13 protein-coding genes are annotated in these 20,324 nt (G+C 59.1%); 3 read left to right on the forward strand and 10 right to left on the reverse strand.

All coding sequences use genetic code 11. The annotated features are described in order from the left end of the window. The first annotated feature begins 43 nt into the window (after positions 1–43). The gene (locus VIL80_RS09265; protein WP_332035826.1) at positions 44–2,251 is read left to right on the forward strand and encodes a hybrid sensor histidine kinase/response regulator; all 2,208 of its coding nucleotides are present in this window, start codon (positions 44–46) and stop codon (positions 2,249–2,251) included. 312 nt (positions 2,252–2,563) lie between these two features. On the opposite strand, the gene xthA is transcribed toward VIL80_RS09265, so the two are convergent. From xthA to VIL80_RS09280, 3 genes are all read right to left on the reverse strand, one after another. Next, the gene (gene xthA / locus VIL80_RS09270; RefSeq protein ID WP_332035827.1) at positions 2,564–3,379 is read right to left on the reverse strand and encodes an exodeoxyribonuclease III; all 816 of its coding nucleotides are present in this window, start codon (positions 3,377–3,379) and stop codon (positions 2,564–2,566) included. A gap of 121 nt (positions 3,380–3,500) precedes the next feature. Further along, complete coding sequence (locus VIL80_RS09275; protein WP_332035828.1) at positions 3,501–5,603, reverse strand: carboxy terminal-processing peptidase; 2,103 nt, start codon at positions 5,601–5,603, stop codon at positions 3,501–3,503. A gap of 339 nt (positions 5,604–5,942) precedes the next feature. After that, positions 5,943–6,584 carry a TetR family transcriptional regulator gene (locus VIL80_RS09280; RefSeq protein WP_332035829.1) on the reverse strand — a complete coding sequence of 214 codons (642 nt, stop codon included), beginning with the start codon at positions 6,582–6,584 and terminating at the stop codon, positions 5,943–5,945. A 361-nt stretch (positions 6,585–6,945) separates the two neighbouring features. Between VIL80_RS09280 and VIL80_RS09285 the strand changes: the two genes are divergently transcribed. Together VIL80_RS09285 and VIL80_RS09290 are read left to right on the forward strand one after the other, a co-directional pair. Then, on the forward strand, positions 6,946–8,163 hold the full coding sequence (locus tag VIL80_RS09285) for an efflux RND transporter periplasmic adaptor subunit (protein ID WP_332035830.1): 1,218 nt from the start codon (positions 6,946–6,948) through the stop codon (positions 8,161–8,163). A gap of 5 nt (positions 8,164–8,168) precedes the next feature. Then, positions 8,169–11,342, forward strand: a complete 3,174-nt coding sequence (locus VIL80_RS09290) for an efflux RND transporter permease subunit (protein WP_332035831.1) — start codon at positions 8,169–8,171, stop codon at positions 11,340–11,342. Between the two features lie 129 nt (positions 11,343–11,471). Here VIL80_RS09290 and modC read toward each other — a convergent pair whose 3' ends face one another. The 7 genes from modC to VIL80_RS09325 form a co-directional block, all read right to left on the reverse strand. Next, positions 11,472–12,641, reverse strand: a complete 1,170-nt coding sequence (gene modC / locus VIL80_RS09295; RefSeq protein WP_332035832.1) for a molybdenum ABC transporter ATP-binding protein — start codon at positions 12,639–12,641, stop codon at positions 11,472–11,474. Then, complete coding sequence (gene modB, locus VIL80_RS09300; protein ID WP_332035833.1) at positions 12,631–13,323, reverse strand: molybdate ABC transporter permease subunit; 693 nt, start codon at positions 13,321–13,323, stop codon at positions 12,631–12,633. The genes modC and modB overlap by 11 nt, the downstream gene beginning before the upstream one ends. Continuing rightward, entirely contained in the window at positions 13,313–14,110 is a 798-nt protein-coding gene (gene modA / locus VIL80_RS09305; RefSeq protein ID WP_332035834.1) for a molybdate ABC transporter substrate-binding protein, read from the reverse strand. The genes modB and modA overlap by 11 nt, the downstream gene beginning before the upstream one ends. Positions 14,111–14,225: 115 nt before the next feature. Continuing rightward, complete coding sequence (locus VIL80_RS09310) at positions 14,226–15,143, reverse strand: mechanosensitive ion channel family protein (protein ID WP_332035835.1); 918 nt, start codon at positions 15,141–15,143, stop codon at positions 14,226–14,228. A gap of 144 nt (positions 15,144–15,287) precedes the next feature. Then, entirely contained in the window at positions 15,288–16,091 is an 804-nt protein-coding gene (locus tag VIL80_RS09315; RefSeq protein WP_332035836.1) for a CLCA_X family protein, read from the reverse strand. A 10-nt stretch (positions 16,092–16,101) separates the two neighbouring features. Next, positions 16,102–18,567, reverse strand: coding sequence for an ATP-dependent DNA helicase (locus VIL80_RS09320; protein WP_332035837.1), 2,466 nt, complete (start codon positions 18,565–18,567; stop codon positions 16,102–16,104). Continuing rightward, positions 18,564–20,222, reverse strand: coding sequence for a VRR-NUC domain-containing protein (locus VIL80_RS09325; protein ID WP_332035838.1), 1,659 nt, complete (start codon positions 20,220–20,222; stop codon positions 18,564–18,566). The genes VIL80_RS09320 and VIL80_RS09325 overlap by 4 nt, the downstream gene beginning before the upstream one ends. Positions 20,223–20,324: the final 102 nt, after the last annotated feature.

Below are 20,324 nucleotides of genomic sequence, written 5' to 3' on the forward strand. Positions count from 1 at the left end.
CTAGCGCGAGTCGGATACAGGGAGCGTTCGCCGGAATCGTCTTATGCCGTTATTTGATCACCCCGAGCTGAAGGTCCAGAAGGACCGTCGCGTCTGCCGCAATACCGATACTCGTATCGCAAAATACAGCCGGCGCGGACTGCTGTTCAGTCTGGCGGCATTTGCCATCGCCATCGCTATTGGCGAGCTGCGCACTATGGCGCCGAGGCTTGTGCTGGTGCTGGCACTTGGTCTGGTGCTGGTAACCCTGGTGCGGGGTTACTACGTTTTCCGTTTTGAGCATATCTATGCCACCGGTCCCAAACGCTGGCGGCATCGCTATTTCCTCGCATCCACCATCGGAGCCATCTGGTGGGGCGTGATTGTATTTTGCCACGTATTCCTGCTGGGTTTTTCGCCATCCTCACAGTTCCTTTGGCTGTATACGGTCGTATTTTGTGCGAGTGTGGCTTCGGTATTCGCACCTTATTACCGTTTTCTGACCTGGTTTTTTGCCGCCTCCCTGTTGCCGGCCGCCGTGGAAGGCGTACTAACCGGTGAAATTCTGGGGGCCATTTACGGGGCGCTGACTTTGGCGTTCGTGTGGTTGATGGCCCACCAGGCCCGTCGCGAGTCGGAAAATTACTGGGATCGTGTGGCGGCCATGCAAGAGCTGCAACAAAAGGCCAGCAAACTTGCTGCCGCACGCAAGAGTTCCGATGCTGCAGTGGAAGTCACCAACGAGTTCCTGGCCAATGTGGGGCAGGAGTTCCGCAGTCAGTTGTCCGATTCCCTGGGCGCACTGGCTCTGCTTGAGGGGGATCGCCTGACCGAGCGCCAGCGGGAGTGGTTGAAGCTGGCGAAGTACGCCAGCAATCAGCAATTGAAGCTGGTGGATAACGTGGGAATGTTCACCCGGGTGGCGCGCAAGGATATCCATCTGCGCCAGGCACCGTTCAACCTGGTGCGCACATTGGAAAAAGCATTCAAGGTGGCGGCCCGAGCGGCACAGCGCCAGCGCCTCGAGTTCAATTTCCAGATCAACGAAGATCTTCCGGTCATGGTGACCGGGGACAACCGCAAGACCGCACAGCTGATTCGCAATCTGGTGGATTCCGCCACCATCATCGCCCAGAACGGCGAGCTCTGGGGTGACGTCATCTTTGAGGAAATTGGTGCCGGGGAAGGGCAGCTCACTATCAAGCTGAGTGACAATGGTTGCGGTGAAATCCTGCCGGACGAATCCGAGTTGTTCGGCGCTTTTTCGCGTCGGGATACTACCCAGGTAACCACTGGGCTCAGCCTGAATATTGCCAAAGGGCTGGCCGAAGCCATGGGCGGTTTCCTGCAGCTGCACTCCTCGGACGATGGCAACCGCTATCTTGCGGTGATCAAGTTCGAAATCGAGCCCAATCAGCGAATCTATCTGCAGCCCGATCGCCGCCTACAGGATACCGATGTACTGGTGCTGCACCAGAAGGGGCTGTTCGTCAGCGGTATCGTGCAAGTGCTGGAATCATTCGGAATGAACGTGACCAGCAAGAACTGGGCTGACGGCAGCACCGAGCCTACCGATGAGCTGCTGCAATCCATAGGCCGTGGTCAGCTGGTAATCCTAGCGCCGGCGATGGGTGAGTCGCGGCTGCTCAGCGAGGTTACGCAGGTGATTAGCTCTGCCGTGCGTCATACGCCGGCTAAGTTCCCGCTGCTTTGTGTGGGCAGCCTCGGACACAAAAAACATTTTGCGCCCCTCGCGGCACTAGATCCGGAGGCGCAGTACCTGTCGCGCCCGCTGACGCGCAAGGAATTCCACGATGCATTGGTTGTGCGTCTGTTCGGTGGCATCAAGAAAACCAGTCGTCGCGTGGTCGGCACTAGCGTGGAGGTTAACCGCAAGCGCAAGCTGTTGCTGATCGAGGAGTCACGTCAGCATCAGGGCGTCACCGAGGAAATGTTGCAGGCACTCGGCTATCAGGTGGAGGTGGTACCGTCGGTGGAGGCTGCGCTCGGTCTGCTGCCCGACAACAGTTACGATCTGCTGCTGGTGGACTGCCAGCAAAATACCTCGCACAGCGCAGAGATCATCGAGCGGCTGCGCCACTGGGAAAGCGAATACTCTCCCGACGATCGATTGCCGGTGATCGCCTTGACCAGCACCACCGAAGAGCAGTTTGAAGGTCGCTGCCTTGCGGCGGGAATGGATGACTTCCTTACCAAGCCGCTAAGCAAGGATAGTCTGGCGGAAACGCTGGAACGGTGGCTCGGCGAGTAGCCTCATTCCGTTCAGTTAAAAAAAAAGGCCTGTCAATGACAGGCCGTTGCGTCTTTCTAAATCTTCGACGTGAACGAAACGTGAGGTGTCAGAAGCGCAATCTCCTTGGTGATTGTCGTTTCAGGTATTTTCGACTTTTCCTCTGAAACAATATTACACGTCACCCCTATGTCGATTCTTTAGTCGTGTCTCTACACAACGTTAGCGAGAATTTTGGCTCGTCGAGCTGTATTCACTAAGCGACAAGGTGTCCGCTGTAAAGAATGCGCTATCGCACAACCTGCGATAGCGCCGATCCTTTCTAAAAAACGATTAGATCTTGAATTCAGCCCATACGGGCGCGTGATCGGAAGGGCGCTCCATACCGCGGATATCGTAATCAATACCGGTGGCCACGCATTTCTCCGCAAGGCACTGGCTGGCGAGAATCAGGTCGATGCGCAGGCCGCGGCGCGGTTCACGCTCGAAGCCACGGCTGCGGTAATCAAACCAGCTGAACAGGTCGTGGGTTTCCGGATTCTGTGCACGGAAGGTGTCCACCAGCCCCCAGCCCTGCAGTTTTTCCAGCCACTCCCGCTCTTCCGGCAGGAAGCTGCACTTACCATCTTTCAGCCAGCGTTTGCGATTAGGTTCACCAATACCGATATCGAGATCGGTGGGGGAAATATTCATATCGCCCACCACGAGTACCGGCGCGTCCTTGTCGCAGCTGGTGTTCAGGTAGGCATCGAGATCTGCATAGTATTTGCGTTTGGCGGGGAACTTGACCGGGTGCTCGCGGTTTTCCCCCTGAGGGAAATAGCCGTTGATGACGGTCAATGGTTTGTCTGCGCCGATATCGAACTGACCGGCGACCAGGCGGCGCTGGGCGTCTTCGGCATCGGTGGGGAAGCCGTATTGCTTTTTCAGGAACGGATAACGCGAGAGCAGGGCGACGCCGTAGTGGGTTTTCTGGCCGAAGTAGATGACTTCATAGCCCAGGTCCCGGACTACATCCAGAGGGAATTCCTCGTCGGTGACCTTGGTTTCCTGCAGGCCGATGATGTCTGGCGAGTGGCTTTGCACAAGCGCTTCCATTTGATGCAAGCGCGCGCGGATGCTGTTGACGTTAAACGAGATGACTTTCAATTTCTTCCCTCCCCGTAAATCATAAAAAACCAAAGCCCGGGATTCGTCGCGCGAATGCCGGGCCAGGTGTCATTGACGGCCGGTTTAATCCGGCCCACTTGTTCTAACTATCGCTCAGTGCTCAATCAAAATTGGCAACCTGAGGCGGGCTGGTGCGTTTGTTGAGGCCAATGAAATCCGCCATGATGAACCCGGCTTCGTTAAGCACGGGGTCGTCTTCGAGGGTGATATCCACGGGGCCGCCGACTGGTGCGGTATCCTCCGATTCACTCTTCTCCAGAGCCTCGAAGCTGGCGTAAGGTTCCAGTCCCTTGGCCAGGCGACGCTTGTTTTCCATGTCCAGCATTTCCTGATTCATCTGCGCACGTTCCTGCTCGCGCGCAGCTTCATTCAGAGACACTGTTTTCTGCTTGGCGTGATCGATCTGGTACTTGAACTGCTCGCGTAGGAACACGAAGTCCGGATCGGTCTCGGTCCGTTTTTCGTGCTTGCGCGACAACTCGGGCACCATCTCTTTCAGGTTGAAATACTTCGCGTGGCGCACGGCGTGGATACGGTCCCAGGGCAGGGCGGTATCGTAGGCGCTTTCACCCACGGTTTCGCTGTCGATCAGCTGTGGCATGCTGATGTCCGGTGATACGCCTGCGTGCTGGGTGCTATCGCCGGAAACCCGGTAGAACTTGGACTGGGTAATTTTCAGCTGGCCCTCTTTGAGCGGCGCCATGGTCTGTACCGTGCCCTTGCCGAAAGATTGGTTGCCGACCACCAGACCGCGGTTGTAGTCCTGGATGGCACCGGCAAAAATTTCCGATGCGGAGGCGGACAGGCGGTTGATCAGCACCATCAGCGGCCCGCGGTACATGGCGCGGGAGCGTGAACGGTTGTGGCGGGAGATCTGTTCATTCGCATGACGGATCTGCACTACCGGACCCTGGTCGATAAACAGGTCGGTGAGCATGGTGGCTTCCTGCAGGGAGCCGCCGCCATTGTTGCGCAGATCGAGAATTACGCCATCAACACCTTCTTTCTGCAGCTCTTCCAGCAGGTTTGCCACATCGCGGGTGGTGCTCTTGTAGTTTGGGTCGCGGCGGCGGTAGGCCTCAAAATCGATATAGAAGGTCGGCAGGTTGATCACGCCGATTTTGTAGGTCTGGTCGCCTTCGCTGAATTCAAACACGGCTTTCTTCGCCGCCTGATCTTCCAGTTTCACCTTGCTGCGCTGGATGGTAATGATTCGGTGGGTGCCATCGCCGCCAGTGGGAATGGTTTCCAGGCGAACGTAACTGCCCGCAGTTCCGCGGATCAGGTCCACCACATCGTCCAGGCGCCAGCCGACCACGTCGACCATTTCACCTTCCTTGTCCTGGCCGACGGCAACGATCTTGTCGTTCGGCTTGACCTTGCCGGTGCGGTCAGCGGGGCCGCCAGCAACCAGGCGCGCGACCTTGGTGTACTCATCTTCCATCTGCAGCACGGCGCCGATACCTTCTAGCGACAGCGACATGCTCATATTGAAGTTCTCCAGCGAACGCGGAGACAGGTAGTTGCTGTGCGGGTCGTAAAGGCGGGTGAGGGAGTTCATGTAGAGCTCAAACACGTCGTCTGAATTCTGCTGGCCGAGGCGCTTGAGCTGGCCCTTGTAGCGGCGCAACAGCAGATCGGCGATTTCCTCATCGCTTTTACCGGTGAGACGCAGGCTCAGCACACTGCCTTTCAGCCGCTTGCGCCACAGATCGTCAGCAGCGCTAATGGATTGAGGCCAGTCGCTGTCTTCCCGATCCAGTTCAAGGGATTCTTCGACGTTGAAATCGTACTTGGGCAGGCCGTTATCGAGCTGGGAAATAATGTTGTTGAGACGGTCGGATACCCGCAGGCGGTAGCGGTTGTAGATCTCAAAGCCGCGATCCACATTGCCCGCCTTCAGGTCGTCGTCCAGCTTGGTGCGCCACTGGCGGAATTCGCTGATGTCGGAAGACAGGAAGTAGCTTTTGCTCGGGTCGAGGCTGTCGATGTACTCATCCCACAGCCCGGCGGACATTTCGTCGCCCACCTTGAGCTTGTTGTAGTGCAGCATCTCTAGCTTGCTGACGATCTCACGGGCCGTACCGCCCTGGTCCTGGTGGGGTTTGAGATCTTCAACTTCTGCCAGAGCGATTGGCGAGAGGAGGACCAGCAGTGAAAAGGAAAGGCCGGAAGCGAGTGCGGCAATTCGATGGCTAAGCATAAGGAGTCTCTTTATACGTCCTACTTCAAGGCGCCCCACTGTCTGTATGAGCCGGAAGCGGGCTTCCGGGCAGTGGCGACTTATAGCTTAGGACAAGTATAAAGGCTGAAAGCTCCGAAAGGCATGTAATGCTTCCAATACAAGGTGAAAGGTGTCCCGGTTGCGGTGATCAGTAAAACGTTTTACCCGTCACCGCCCTAAGATTGGCGGAAATTTGCTCTACTTTCCCGCGACACCTTCAAGTCATTCCGATGTTTTGCCGCTTTTCCGGTTGAAATTCGATCAATCGACTGTCTGTTGCGACGGATGCACGCTTGAGGCGTTATTCGGGCGAGTCAGTCAGGTATTCTCAATCTGCTTGCACAGGTGCCGGGAGGTCTGCAGCATTTCCAGCATGGCCTCGACGTGACGGGCGCCGACCTCAGCGATATTGAACGCCTCGGGGTTCATCAGCCACTCCTGCAGCAAGCCGACAATACCCGCGTGTATCACCGGTACAGCGATGTCGATATCCAGGTCTGCGGGGAGCTGCCCAACGGAAACGGCGTTTTCGATCAGATTCCGCAGGCGCATAGTGGCCTCTGAATGCCCTTGCACACAGCGCTGATTGATCTCGCCATTTTCTGGTACCCATTCACAGCGCAGCAGGATGATCGCGAAGATCCTGCGCCACTGTTCATTCGCCATCACCTCGCGGTAGAGGAAGACCCAGCGCTTGCGCAATTCACCCAGGGGATCACACGAATGCTGCGGTGCCTGACAGAGGGATTCATCCGGTAGCTGGATGCGGTCGGCAAGCGCGCCGAACAGATCTGTTTTGTTCTGAAAGTGCCCGTACACCGCGCCGCGGGTAACGCCCGCCAATTCAGCGATTTCGGTCAGGGAGGGACGGGAAACGCCACGCTGGTCGAATACTTCAATTGCCGCGTCGAGAATCCGCTCGCGGGTTTCCAGTGCATCTTCCTTTGTACGTTTCGCCATCATCGCTACCTGAATAATTCATTGGAAGTACCGAGCGCCGGCATATCGCGCGGTGTGGGTGCCCCCGACTCAGCGGACGGGAGTCCGTTCAATACTGCGTTGATTTTACTTTACATTCACGGGTGAATAAATAGTTGATATTCATTCATGAATGTATTTAAATTCTGGCCAAGTCGACAGATAAGTCAGATTTGTCTGGTTGACACCATCTACTTACCGAACTGACCGGGTACTCAGTCAGCCCGTCACAGTCGCTTGAGTGCACCGCTTCCGGAGGTCTCCGGGAGCGGTGTTTTTTTCAAGAATTCAATCGCCAGGGTGCCGCTCCAGGTACCGGTATGGATGCAATAACGAGGTCGTCATGTTGCAAAAGAAGAAGTCGTTGATCTCCGGCAGCTTGTTGCTTGCCGTAGCGCTGTTGTCAGCCTGCGGAGAAAAACAGCAGGCGATGCAAGGACATACGCCACAGGTCACCGTCGTCACCCTGGCTGCCGAACCCGTCACCCTGACTCGTCAACTGCCCGGTCGCACCAACCCGTTCAAGGTGGCGGAAGTGCGCCCGCAGGTAGATGGCATCGTCAAGGATCAGCTGTTCAAGGAGGGCGGGCTCGTGCAGGCCGGTGGTGCGCTGTACCAACTGGACGATGCTCGCTATCGCGCGGATTACGACAGTGCGCGCGCCTCGCTGGAACGGGCACAGGCCACCCTGAATGTGGCAAAGCTGCAGGCGGATCGTACCCAAGAGCTGGTAAAGACCGGTGCAGTGAGCAAACAGGACAACGACAGCGCGGTAGCGGCACTGCAACAGGCGAAGGCGGACGTGGCCGCGGCGAAAGCGGCGGTACAGCGCAGCAAAGTGACGCTGGAATTTGCCCGCATCAGTGCGCCGATCAGCGGTCGCATCGGTATCTCTTCCGTGACCCAGGGTGCTCTGGTCACCACCAATCAGGCCACAGCACTGGCGACTATCCAGCAGCTGGATCCTATCTATGTAGACCTGACCCAATCGGTCAGCGAACTGTTGAGCCTGCGCAAGTCACTGGCGGCAGGCACGATGGAGAGCACCGACGATCTGCCGGTGACCATTCTGTTGGAGGACGGCAGTCGCTATCCCCACGCTGGCAAACTCGCATTCTCTGAGGTGAGCGTCGAACCGACCACCGGCAGTGTGCGCCTGCGTGTGGTCGTACCTAATCCGGACCATTTGCTGTTGCCGGGTATGTATGTGCGTGCCTCCGTGGGAAGTGGCCAGCGTGAAAACGCCATTCTGGTACCGCAGCAGGGCATTGCCCGTGATCCCAAGGGCAACACCACCGCGATGGTGGTTGCTGAGGACAACACCGTAGAAGTACGCCCGGTACGGGTGTCCCAGACCGTGGGTAGCGCCTGGCTGGTGGAAAGTGGCCTTAAGGCAGGCGACCGCGTGATCGTCGAGGGGCTGCAGAAGGTGCGTCCGGGCGTGGTGGTTAACGCCGGAGAAGTGGCCGCGCAGGCGCCGCTCGATCTGCCGGCCCCGTCTGCCGGCAAATCCGCAAGTAATGCATCCGAACAAGCACAGAGCGACGCCAGCGAGGGGTAACAGCAATGGCAGGGTTTTTTATTGATCGCCCGATCTTCGCGTGGGTGATTGCCATCGTCGTGATGCTGTTTGGCGGCCTCGCGATTACCAAATTGCCGGTAGAGCGCTACCCGGATATCGCGCCGCCGGTGGTTTCCATCAGTGGTGCCTATCCCGGCGCCTCCGCCAAAGTGATCGAAGACACGGTTACTCAGGTGATCGAGCAGAACATGAAAGGGCTCGACGGCCTGCTGTACATGTCTGCCACCAGTCAGTCCATTGGTACCACTGAGGTCACCCTTACGTTTGCCAACGGCACCGATCCGGATATCGCCCAGGTACAGGTGCAGAACAAACTCCAGCTGGCCATGCCGCTGCTGCCGGAAGCGGTGCAGCGCCAGGGGCTGACCGTGGGTAAAGGCCGCGCGGGCTTCCTGATGGTGGCGGGCTTCGTCTCCACCGATGGCAGCATGAAGAAGGAAGACATCGCGGATTACGTGGTGTCCAACGTGGTCGACCCGCTCAGCCGCGTGCCCGGTGTGGGCGGCATCCAGGTGTTCGGTTCCAAGTACGCCATGCGTATCTGGCTGGACCCGAACAAGCTCGATGCCTACAAGGTTACCCCCACCGATATTATCGCGGCGGTAAACAGCCAGAACCAACAGGTGGCGATTGGCAGTCTCGGCGGCACCCCCGCAATTGAGGGCCAGCAACTGACGGCGAGTATTACTGCCCAGAGCCGTATGCAGACGCCGGAAGAATTCCGCAACGTGATCCTGCGTGCCAATCCCGATGGTTCCGTGCTGAAGCTCGGTGACGTGGCGAGGGTAGAAATGGGCACCGAGAGCTACGATTTCCTGACCCGCTACAACCGCGCGCCCGCCACCGGTATTGCCATCTCCCTGGCCACCGGTGCCAATGCACTGGAAACCGCGGATGCGGTAAAGGCCAAGCTCGCGGAAATGAACTCCGGCTTCCCCACCGGCCTGAAGACCGTGATCCCGTTCGACACCACGCCGTTTGTCGAGGTGTCCATCAAGGGTGTGCTGCAGACGCTGGTGGAAGCGGTGATCCTGGTATTCCTGGTGATGCTGCTGTTCCTGCAGAACATTCGCGCGACAGTCATTCCCACCATTGCCGTGCCAGTAGTACTGCTCGGCACCTTTGGTGTGCTGTCGCTGCTCGGGTTCTCCGTGAACATGCTGACCATGTTTGCGATGGTACTCGCCATCGGTCTGCTGGTGGACGATGCCATTGTGGTGGTGGAAAACGTGGAGCGGGTGATGCACGAGGAGAACCTCTCACCCAAGGAAGCCACCAAAAAATCCATGAAACAGATTACCGGTGCCCTGATTGGTATTGGTGTGGTGCTGTCGGCGGTGTTCGTACCCATGGCGTTTATGGATGGCTCTACCGGGGTGATCTACCGCCAGTTCTCCGCCACCATTGTTGCCGCCATGGCGTTTTCGGTTCTCGTTGCCATCGTGCTGACACCAGCACTGTGCGCCACCATGTTGAAGCCGGCCTCCCACGGCAGCCAGAACGGCTTCTTCGGCTGGTTCAACCGTAATTTTGATCGCAGTGCGGCAACCTACCAGCGCGGTGTGCGCGGCATTCTCGCCCGCAGCGGTCGCTTTATGCTGCTGTTTGTACTGCTGACCGCGGTGATGGTGTTCCTGTTTGTGCGCTCGCCGAGCTCGTTCCTGCCGGAAGAGGACCAGGGTGTGCTTTTCTCCCTGGTACAAACCCCGGTTGGGGCCACCCAGGAGCGCACCATGGAATCGGTGCAGAAACTGGAAGATCACTTCCTCAACAATGAAAGCGAACTGGTGGAGTCCGTATTCTCGGTGCAGGGCTTCAGCTTTGCCGGTAGCGGGCAGAACAACGCCATGGCGTTTATCAAGTTGAAGGACTGGGACGAGCGTAAGGAGGAGTCCGAGCAGGCCAAATCCGTCGCCATGCGCGGCATGGGCGCGCTGAGCCAGATCAAGGACGCCATCGCCTATGCGTTTTCCCCGCCGGCACTGCCGGAGCTGGGCACCTCGGCCGGTTTCGCCATGTATCTGAAAGACAATGGCAATCTCGGTCATGAGGCGCTGATCAATGCGCGCAACCAGCTGCTGGGCATGGCCGCGCAGAGCCCGCTGCTGACCGGGGTGCGCCCGAATGGCCAGGAAGATACGCCGCAGTTCAAGCTGAAAGTGAACAATGCCAAAGCCGCCGCCCTCGGCGTGTCCATCGGCAATATCAACAGCACCCTTGGCGTTGCCTGGGGCGGCCAGTATATCGACGACTTTATCGACCGCGGCCGCATCAAGCGCGTGTACATGCAGGCGGATGCGCCGTTCCGCATGAACCCGGAAGATTTTCGCCTGTGGTCCGTGCGCAACAGCAGCGGCGAGATGGTGCCTGTGTCGTCCTTCGCCACCTTTGACTGGGAGTACGGCTCGCCGCGCCTCGAGCGCTACAACGGTGTGCCCGCGGTGCAGATCCAGGGGCAGGGCGCTCCCGGTGTCAGCTCCGGTGAATCCATGGCGGAAATGGAGCGCCTGGTGAGCCAGCTGCCGGAAGGTTTCGGCCTTGAGTGGACCGCGCTGTCTTACCAGGAGCAGCAGGCGGGCTCGCAGACCACGCTGCTGTACGCGCTGTCGATCTTGATCGTGTTCCTGTGCCTGGCGGCACTCTACGAGAGCTGGACCGTACCCACCGCAGTACTACTGGTAGCCCCGCTGGGTATTCTCGGCGCGGTACTGGCCAGCAACCTGCGCGGCTTTGACCGGGACATCTACTTCCAGGTCGCTATGCTCACCACCGTGGGTCTGACCAGCAAGAACGCGATCCTGATCGTGGAGTTTGCCAAACAGAACCTCGAAGCGGGTATGGAGCTAATTCAGGCGACCATGCACGCTGTGCGCGACCGCCTGCGTCCAATCATCATGACTTCGCTGGCCTTCGGTCTCGGCGTACTGCCACTGGCGATTGCCTCTGGTGCCGGTTCCGGCGCGCAGCAGGCCATCGGTACCGGTGTTCTGGGGGGCATGATTGTGGGCACACTGCTGGGTATCTTCTTCATCCCGCTGTTTTTTGTGGTGGTGCAGAAAATGTTCGGTGGCAAAAAGGCGGCGGCGAATACAGAAAACTTCGCCGACAAGCTCGCCCTGGACAGCAATTCATCCGAGCGGCGGACCGAACCCGCATAACGGAATTGAACAGACTGTAAACCTTGGCCGGGTAATGCATGTGCAGCCCGGCCTTTTTTGTTTCTGGAATTTGCTGGTGTGGCTGTGGTCTGGCGGATTTCGCGCTGCCAAAATCTTTGCTGGAGTGGGCTAACGAACGATCGCCACGGATTTGATCTGCGCCCAGAGTTCACTACCTTCAGTGATTGCCAGTTCCTGTAGTGATCGGCGGGTGATGCGTGCAATCAGGTGCGACTCGCCATGCACCGTTGCTTGATCTCCCGATGGTTGCAGGCGGAGCAACACCATCGCCGGATCGCGATCTGCACTGATTTCCTGCACCTTTACCGGCAGGCGATTCAGGATACTGCTTCGGGTGTCCTCATTGAGGGTGAGGCTGATGTCGCGGGCCAGAATACGCACGCGGATGAACTCTCCGGCCGCCTCACCGCTGTCGCGCAGCCACAAGTGCCCGCCGTCAAACTCCGCCCGCGCCAGGTGCCATTCACTGTTGCGCTCGGCAATCCGTGCCTGAATCAAAACCCCCAGATCGTCACCCAGTTGTACGGGAAAATCCGTGCGTGAAAGGATGCTGGCTGCCGGACCTTGGCGCTGGATCTTGCCGCTGTCCATCAGTAACAGATGGTCCGCCAGACGGGCAATTTCCTCCACCGAGTGGCTGACATAGATGATCGGGGTATCCAGCGCGCGGTGGAGTTTTTCCAGGTAGGGCAGGATTTCCCGCTTGCGCATCTGGTCGAGAGACGCGAGCGGTTCGTCCATCAGCAGCAGGCGGGGTTTGACCAGCAGCGCGCGGGCGATGGCGATACGCTGCTGCTCGCCGCCGGAGAGGGCCGCCGGGTACTGGCGGAGCAGATGTTCAATCCCCATCAGGGCGATGATCTGATCGTATTCCGTCGGCGAGACCTTTTGCCAGGCGCGCTTGCGCGCAAAGGTCAGATTTTGCTCCGCGCTCAGGTGCGGGAACAGGCTCGGTTGTTGGAATACAAACCCCAGCGGGCGCCGGTGTACCGCCAGCGTTTTGCGCGGGTTGTGTGCGAACTGCCAGGGTTCCCCGTTTACAGAGAGGCTGCCGTTGTCACAGGACTGCAGACCCGCAATACAGCGCAGCAGGGTGGTTTTGCCGGAACCGGAAGGGCCGAAAATACCGGTCACCCCGCGTCCCGGAAGGTCCAGTTTCACATCCAGGGTAAACCGCCGGTCGCCAGTATCGTTCTGCATGGGCAGGTGAAAATGCCCGACGATACCCCGCGCGGGAAGGTGAGGGGCAGAGTCCGGAAAATCGCGCTCAGATGCCATAGCGTATTCCCGCCGCCGATTTGCGGTGCTGCAGAAGGTACAGAAGCAGCAGCACTAGAAATGAAAATCCGATCATTACTGCAGAGAGCCAGTGGGCCTGGGTGTATTCCAGCGCTTCCACGTGGTCGTAGATCTGTACCGAAACCACCCGGGTCGCACCGGGAATATTGCCGCCAATCATCAGCACCACGCCGAATTCACCCACGGTGTGGGCAAACCCCAGCACAGTTGCGGTGAGGATGCCGGGCTTGGCCAGTGGGAGTGTCACATGCCAGAAGCGATCCCAGGGGCCGGATCGCAGGGTTGCCGCCACCTCGGACGGACGCGCGCCCTGTGCCTCGATGGCATTCTGGATCGGCTGTACCACGAACGGCAGGGAATAGAGCAGCGAGGCCACTACCAAGCCCCAGAAGGTAAAGGGAAGGGTGCCCAACCCGAGTAACTCGGTGAATTTGCCCATGGGACCAGATGGCCCCATGAAAATCAGCAGGTAAAAACCGAGCACCGTGGGAGGCAGAACTAATGGCATTGCCACCAGTGCGCTCACCGGCCCCTTGAAGCGCGAGCGGGTTTTCGCCAGCCACAACGCCAGTGGAGTGCCCAGCAACAACAGCAAAATTGTCACCGTAGTGGCCAGGCGCAATGTCAGCCAGATGGCGCCCCAATCGGCGTCACTGAGCATTGTCACCCCCGTGCGAGGACGGGTTGCCGTAGCCGTAAGTGCGAATAATCGCGCTCACCTCGGCACTGTGCATAAACGCCCAAAATTCCTGCATTGCGGGAACATGTTCACCGTGTTTTAGCACCACCGCATCCTGGCGGATGGGGCTGTAGAGTTGCGCCGGTACTATCCACGCGGAGCCCTCTGCCACTTTTCCATCTTTGAAGATCTGCGACAGTGCCACCAGCCCCAGGTCCGCATTGCCGCTGGCCACAAACTGATAGGTCTGGGAGATATTCTCCCCCTGTACCCAGCGCGCGCGGGTTTGTGTTTCCAGCTGTAACTGTTGCAGCAATTCCACTGCCGCCGCACCGTATGGCGCGAGCTTCGGATTGGCGATAGCGAGTTTGTTGAAGTCGCCGCGCTTCAGTACTTCGCCTTCGGCGTCCACAAAACCGGGCTTGCTGGACCAGAGCGCCAGCTTGCCTTCGGCGTAGGTGAAGCGGCTGGTGGCGTCTGCCAAGCCCAGCGTCACCAGTTGTGCGGGCTTCGTCTGGTCTGCGGAAAATAGCGCCTGATAGGGGGCGCCATGGCTGATCTGTGCGAAAAACTTTCCCGACGAGCCGAATGCCAGCTTTACCGTATGCCCGCTGTGCTGTTCGAATCGTGAGGCAATTTCCTGCATTGGGGCGGTGAAATTCGAGGCTACCGCAAGGGTCAGTTCGTCAGCCTGGGTGGGCAAAGTGGAAAACAGCGGGAAAAGCAGTAATACGCGCGCAACTACCGCCCTCACATGCGAACCGTGCACCAAAGCCTCCCAGTAAGTCGCCTATTTTATCGCTGTATATTTGGGCAAATAGCGCTTCAGAGCAAGTGCAAATTCCGGCGCCAGTGGGACCATATTACCCAGAGGCGGCAGCGAGCTAGCTGACCTGTGGCGCTAGCGGATGGCTGGACTCGGCCTTGCCGCCGGAATTGCCATACCAGAAATGGTAGAAGTCCTCGGTCACCTTCTGCTCGATCTCGGTGGCGGATTCGCGCGGGCAGAACAGAGTGATAGTGAGTACATCGTGGCCGATATCGCTGGTGCTGAACTGGATTTTCGGCTCCACGCTGGCGAGTTCCACACCCATGCGGTTTTCGATCAGTTTGCAGTAGCGCTCGGCGACATCCTTGAAAGACTCACAGTACTGCAATACCCGGTCGGTAATGAACTGTTTGATCACGAATGGATTCTGCCCCTTGTTCTCGCGCACGATGACAAAGGTGTGCTCGATATAGCGGCGCATATAATTGAGGTTTTTCACCGTCTGGGAGAAGAACACACCATTCGGGACATACAGCGTGGTGCCGGTGTAGCCGTTGCCGAGGCCGTGGGGGTCGATTTCCAGCAGAGTGGTGCTCAACCAGTTATTGTCGATGACCTCGCCAAACTGATCGCCGATCCGCACCCAGTCACCGACGGTGAAAGAGCGCATGCTGGTCTGGTAGATGCCGCCCACCAGGCACTGAACCACATCGCGCAGGGCAATCACGATGGCAACGGAAAACGCCGCGATCGACAGGGCAAAATCCCGCAGTTCCGATACCCATATAGCAAACAGCCCAACCACCATGACCAGATTGCCGATGTTATCCAGCATGTGGATCCGTCGGCGTACGTCCTGTCGCGCCCAGTCCGAATTCTTGAAAATCTGTGCGAGAAGATATTTCACCAGCATCACACCCAAAATCAGGAGGACGCTCCAGACCAATTGGTTGTGCAATAACTGGCGTAATAAATCACTGCTCATGAAAGGCTCGGTAATACTGTAATCGGAAACAGGCGCCGCCATTCGCATGATGCTCTCCTGGCACAGCTGTAATTCGCCGGGTTGCAATCATGAGTATGGCGCGGGATGCGCTAAGGTGGGTTAAATGCGGCGGCAGTGTAGCCGATCGGATGAAATAGCCGCAACCTTCGCTGCCGTTGTGCGCGAGGGTTGTTAACCGGTGCGCAGTTGATCTGCGCGCAGTGCGCTGCCGAGACGGTAAAAATAGCGCTCGAATGCGCTGTTAATCGCCTGGCGATGGGCGCCTGACGGGTACAACCCCACACGCGCTTCCTCGCTGGCCTTGGTGCCAGCGACCAGAAAATTGTTGCTGATACTCGCGTCCTGCACGAAGGCCTCGAACGCGCGCGCACAGATTTCCGCCGGGTCGCTGTAATACACGCAACCATTCGCCTTGTCCGCCGCGCAGGAAATACGAAACAGTTCACTGGGGTTTTCGCCACTTTCATCCAGCATGATGGCGCGGAAGCAGGCGAACAACAAATCGTTAATGGGGTGAGGCACTGGCGTCGCATCCCGCAACCAGGCGTCCGAGGCATAGATATGTCGGGTGTCGCTGTTGCCGACGACATCGCTGAACGCCTTGTCCGCGAGATAGTGATCCAGCGCGTGAAACCACTCGTGGGCGATGGAGCCTGGCCCTGCATTTTTCGCCAGGGAAAACGTACGTGTGGCCGGTTCGTAAAACGCCATGGTGCCCGGGCGCCCGCCGATCCCGTACTGGAACGCCAGCGTCTCGCGCAGGGAAATCAGAATTTCCGGCCCGCGCAGGATCGACATCAGATCCGCGAGCGCGTCGTAGAACAGGCCGGCGGCCGTGTCGCGCTCGGCTGCGGTCACCCAGCGGCCGATACTGATGGCACGGAAACCGAATTTTCGCCGCACATCCACAAAGCTCACGCTGTCGCTGTCGCGCTGAACCGGGCCGCGGCGGTAGAACTGTCGTTTTGAAACCATAACTCTTTAACTACGTCTCTGTGCCCCAGAAATTACCCAGGGCGCTCGATAGTACCTCGCCGCTGGCGCAGTGCTGCAATTGCCAGTGCCCGGGGAGCAGCGGCGGGTAAAACGGCTCGGCGAAGCGCGCGTCTGCGAGAATCACCACACCGCGGTCTGTCTCGGTACGGATCACGCGGCCCGCGGCCTGCAGCACCCGGGTAAGACCGGGATAGCGATAGGCGATATCGAAACCATTGGAGAAAACCTTGTCGCCACAGGTTGCCGCGGCCTGTCGCAACAACTCCTGCTCCTCGCTGACTTGTGGCAGTCCGACGCCTGCAAGGATGCATCCCACCAGTTGTTCCCCCACATAGTCGATACCCTCACCAAATATACCGCCCATGATGGCAAAGCCGAGGCTGCGCCGATTTTCGCTGAAACAGGCGAGAAACGCCGCGCGCTCCTGTTCACTGGCACCCGCGGTCTGTTGGATCAGGGCGATGTCGGGATACTGTGCGGCAAAGCGCTCGGCGACCTGTTGCAGAAATCGGTAGGAGGGAAAAAACACCAGATAATTGCCGGGGCGGCTGTGGTACACCCGCGCGATCATGTCCACCAGCGTATCCGCCGCCCGCTCCCGCGCCCGGTAGCGTGTGTCCAGGTAAGGGCACAGAAATACACCCAGCTGGTCGGATGTGAAAGGCGAGGGCAGCGACAGGTAAGGGGCTTCCGCTGCCACGCCCAGCTGCTGCTGAATATAGGGGGCCGGGCGTAATGTCGCGGAAAACAGAATCACCCCGCGGAACTGGCGGTAACACTGCTGCAAAAAGTCCGCAGCATTGACGCACAGCAACTTGAGCTGTTGCTCCTGCCAGGGCGCGTCCCGATTCTCGCGCCGTGTGAGGCAACGGTGCTGGTCGTTCAGTATGCCGACGATGGTCAGGAACCGGTACAGGCTATGCAGCCACTCGCCAATTTCCTCGGGCGGGGATTGCGACTGTTCCCACATCTGGCTGATGACGGCCATGACTTTGTGCGCGGCCGCAATGACAGCATCCGGGCCCTGGAAAACGTCGCTGGTTGTGGTCGTATCCAGAGGCGTCAGCCAGGTTTCGGCGGCCGCGTCCGCCGGTCCCGCGGAAAAGCGTTCATCCCGGGGCCTTTCTTCAACCCACTGATCCAGTGCCCGCACCAGCGAATTCACCGCGCGCTTCAACGTCGGATAGCCCCGGCAGTCTCTGGCGGCCTGCCGGCTGCCACGGCGGGTCAGCTGCGCGCTGTGCATGCCGCGGGCGCGATCACCGAGGTTGTGGGCCTCGTCCACCAATAGCGCACGCCGTTGCTGGTCACTTTGCAGGCTGTTCAGGCGCACCAGGGGATCGAATACATAGTTGAAGTCGCACACCACCAGATCTACCCACGGCAGCATCTGCAGCGACAGCTCAAATGGACACAACTGCAGTGCATCCGCCACCGTAGCTATTTTTTCCGGTGTCAGTAGCGGCTGCCCGAGGAGCTGCTGGCGGGCTTCCGGCAAGCGGTCGAAAAACCCCCGCGTGCGCGGACAGATGCCATCGGCATCGGGGCTGCACAGGCCCAGGCGGCAGGCACAGGTTTTGTCCTTGGCCTGGATCTCCAGCAAGCTCAGGGCGAGTCCCTGTTCGTGTAATCGGCTGGCGGTTTCCCGCACCACCTGGCGACCGGAGTTTTTTGCGGTCAGGTATACCAGCTGGTCCAGGTGGCCTTCCCCCAGCGCCTTGATCGCCGGGAACAGGGTACTCACGGTCTTGCCGATACCGGTGGGGGCTTCCGCCACCAGTTCACCGCCGTCGCGCAGGCAGCGGTAGGCAGATATGGCCAGCTCGCGCTGGCCCGGCCGGTAGTTGGCAAAGGGAAACTCCAGGGCATGCGCACTTGCACGCACGCGCTCACGCTGCTGTTGCCATGCCCTGTGCCATTCGACGTAGGTACTCAGCGCCTTGTGGGCGAAGTCTTCAAGCTCGGGCCAGCTGAACAGCTGGCGCTCGGGATAAGACTTTCGCTGTTTGAGGTCGTACCACTGCATCTGCAGCGACAGCTGCTCCTCGGCATCAGGCGCTGCCCCCCGGTCACGCTGGTGCTGTAGCAGATAACAGAAGCCGTAAATTTTCAGCTGCGCCCAGTGCTGTTCCCGCACAGAATCCGGCAACCGGTGGGGATGGCAATACGTGGTCTTGATTTCGTCCAGCTGTGCGGGGCGATGCAGATCCGATTGCGGGTGCACAATGTCCACGCGACCGGTAAGCAAAAACGTTTCACCAAAAAGCGGGTATTCCACTTCCAGCCGGTATTCCGCCTCGCTGCCGGGCGGGCGCTTTTTCTGCAGTTTCTGGTGGGCGCGAATGCCCTCAACAGCGGTGGGGCCGCTCGGAGCATCGGCGATGAGGTCCCCGGTCCGGCAGGCAAAAGACACCAGTTCGCCCACCGACAAGCGCAGGATTTGCCGTGCGCTCACGATACCTGCCATTCCACATGCAGCACCCGGTGAGGAATTTGGTGCCGGACAAAAAACGCCAGCCAGCGCTGCTGGTTCTGCTGCAGGCGGTCGCCCGGGCCTTTCACTTCGACCAGTTCATAGCCGCCCGCATCGGGGAAGCGGATCAGGTCCGGCAGGCCGCTGCGGTGGTTGGCGATATCTGCGAGCAAACGCCGGAACAGTACCTGCCAGTGTGCGGCGGGTATGCGCTCCAGGGCGAGCGTCAGCAATGGCTCAGAGAGCGCGTCCCAGGCGACCAGCGGGTTGGCAATGCCGTATTTCTGGTCAAAGTTCTTCCATACTCGAGCGGCGAGATTTTCTCGGTCGAGTTCGGCTAGGCGCTGTTCGAACGCTTTGCGGCGTAACGGGTAGAAGTCCGGCGTGCGGAAATCGCTGGGCGACACCTGAAACGGATTGAAGAAGGCACCGGGGCGCGCAGCGAATACGATGTCCCACACATAGAGCCCCAGTATCCCGTTGAACAGGGTGTTTTCCACGTAGTGACAAGGGCCGCCGGCATCCACTTCCAGCCAGGCTGCGGCAATCAGCTCCACGCACATGGCAGCCGGCGGCAGCGCTACGGTTTCGGTGGGCGCCTGGTACCGCGAAGGCGCTGCCCAGCCGTCCAGGCGTTGCTCGCGTTTGGCGGTGCGGTAGCCAAAGCTTTCCGCAAACACCTCTTCGGCCTCGCACAGCGGTGCCGCGAGAATCTCCCGGCACAACGTCAAACCGCCATCGATATCCCCACGTGCTACCGCAATACGCGCGCGGCGCTCCCGCGCGGGTGGGCGGACACACAGCCGGTACAGTTGGTCGGCGGCCTCCAGCGCTTCCAGCCGCTCGAGCTGCCGGGCCATGGTGAGTCGCAATCGGTCGAGACGGCGCTGCAGGGTCGCGTCTTCTGTATCCGCGGCCGGTAATTGCGCAGCCAGTTTCAGAATCGCATCGGCGCCGGAGTCGAGGGTGTCGTCCAGTACGGACAGACAGTCGTAGTACCTGAGGTGCCGTTCGATCTGCGCGCGGTTCTTAAACGGGAGATGGTCGCGGTCGAGCGCGTACTGTTCGTATTGGTAAAGTCCCAGGTCACGCAATACCCAGTCGGTGAGATCCTGGTTCAGGTTGCCGAAAAAGCACAGCTTGAAAGTCTCGAAGTGCTGCGCCGACTGCACCGCGAGCAGCGGGTCTGCGGCGGTGAGTGCCGAGGTATCCATACCTTGTTGCAACAGCGCCTGTTCCAGTTCCGGGCGCTTCAAGGATCGGGGCAGGGGGACGCTACTCAGTGGCAACAGCTCGGCCTTGCTGAACAGCGGCAGCAGTTCTGTGGCTGCGATTACCGGGTTGCGCTGCAGTAAACCGCTTTCCACCAGCCGATCGGCGGCAGCGGCCAGATCGCCAATCTCGGCATAGGCGAGTTTGCGCTGGCGAAAAAGTGAACCGGCAGTGGAGGGCACCCCTTTGCGGGACAGCAGCCTGACATACAGCCGCTGGCTGTCCATATCCAGGGCGTGAAAATCCGCGTAAAACCGCCGCTCGTCCGCCGACAGCAAGGCCTCGTAACGGGACATCACGAAGTCTGCGAGAGCGAGGAAGTTCGTCAGGTAATAGTCTGGTGCCAGTTCAACGGGGGCGGGCATGGATTACACGGTGTGGTTCGATGTTATCTGGATAAAGCTGGATGGTTATACAGCACTTCGGCAAGCGGAACAAACGGGAACGCGACCCACGATTCGCGTCCT

The sequence above is a fragment of the Microbulbifer sp. genome (genome assembly GCF_036563125.1).
Classification (GTDB): domain Bacteria; phylum Pseudomonadota; class Gammaproteobacteria; order Pseudomonadales; family Cellvibrionaceae; genus Microbulbifer.

What these genes read in the sequence shown, in the direction of transcription:
- VIL80_RS09265 (WP_332035826.1), top strand. Translation starts at nt 44, where the DNA reads ATGCCGTTATTTGATCACCCCGAGCTGAAGGTCCAGAAGGACCGTCGC.
- VIL80_RS09275 (WP_332035828.1), bottom strand. Translation starts at nt 5,603, where the DNA reads ATGCTTAGCCATCGAATTGCCGCACTCGCTTCCGGCCTTTCCTTTTCA.
- VIL80_RS09280 (WP_332035829.1), bottom strand. Translation starts at nt 6,584, where the DNA reads ATGGCGAAACGTACAAAGGAAGATGCACTGGAAACCCGCGAGCGGATT.
- VIL80_RS09285 (WP_332035830.1), top strand. Translation starts at nt 6,946, where the DNA reads ATGTTGCAAAAGAAGAAGTCGTTGATCTCCGGCAGCTTGTTGCTTGCC.
- VIL80_RS09290 (WP_332035831.1), top strand. Translation starts at nt 8,169, where the DNA reads ATGGCAGGGTTTTTTATTGATCGCCCGATCTTCGCGTGGGTGATTGCC.
- modC (WP_332035832.1), bottom strand. Translation starts at nt 12,641, where the DNA reads ATGGCATCTGAGCGCGATTTTCCGGACTCTGCCCCTCACCTTCCCGCG.
- modB (WP_332035833.1), bottom strand. Translation starts at nt 13,323, where the DNA reads ATGCTCAGTGACGCCGATTGGGGCGCCATCTGGCTGACATTGCGCCTG.
- VIL80_RS09310 (WP_332035835.1), bottom strand. Translation starts at nt 15,143, where the DNA reads ATGCGAATGGCGGCGCCTGTTTCCGATTACAGTATTACCGAGCCTTTC.
- VIL80_RS09315 (WP_332035836.1), bottom strand. Translation starts at nt 16,091, where the DNA reads ATGGTTTCAAAACGACAGTTCTACCGCCGCGGCCCGGTTCAGCGCGAC.
- VIL80_RS09325 (WP_332035838.1), bottom strand. Translation starts at nt 20,222, where the DNA reads ATGCCCGCCCCCGTTGAACTGGCACCAGACTATTACCTGACGAACTTC.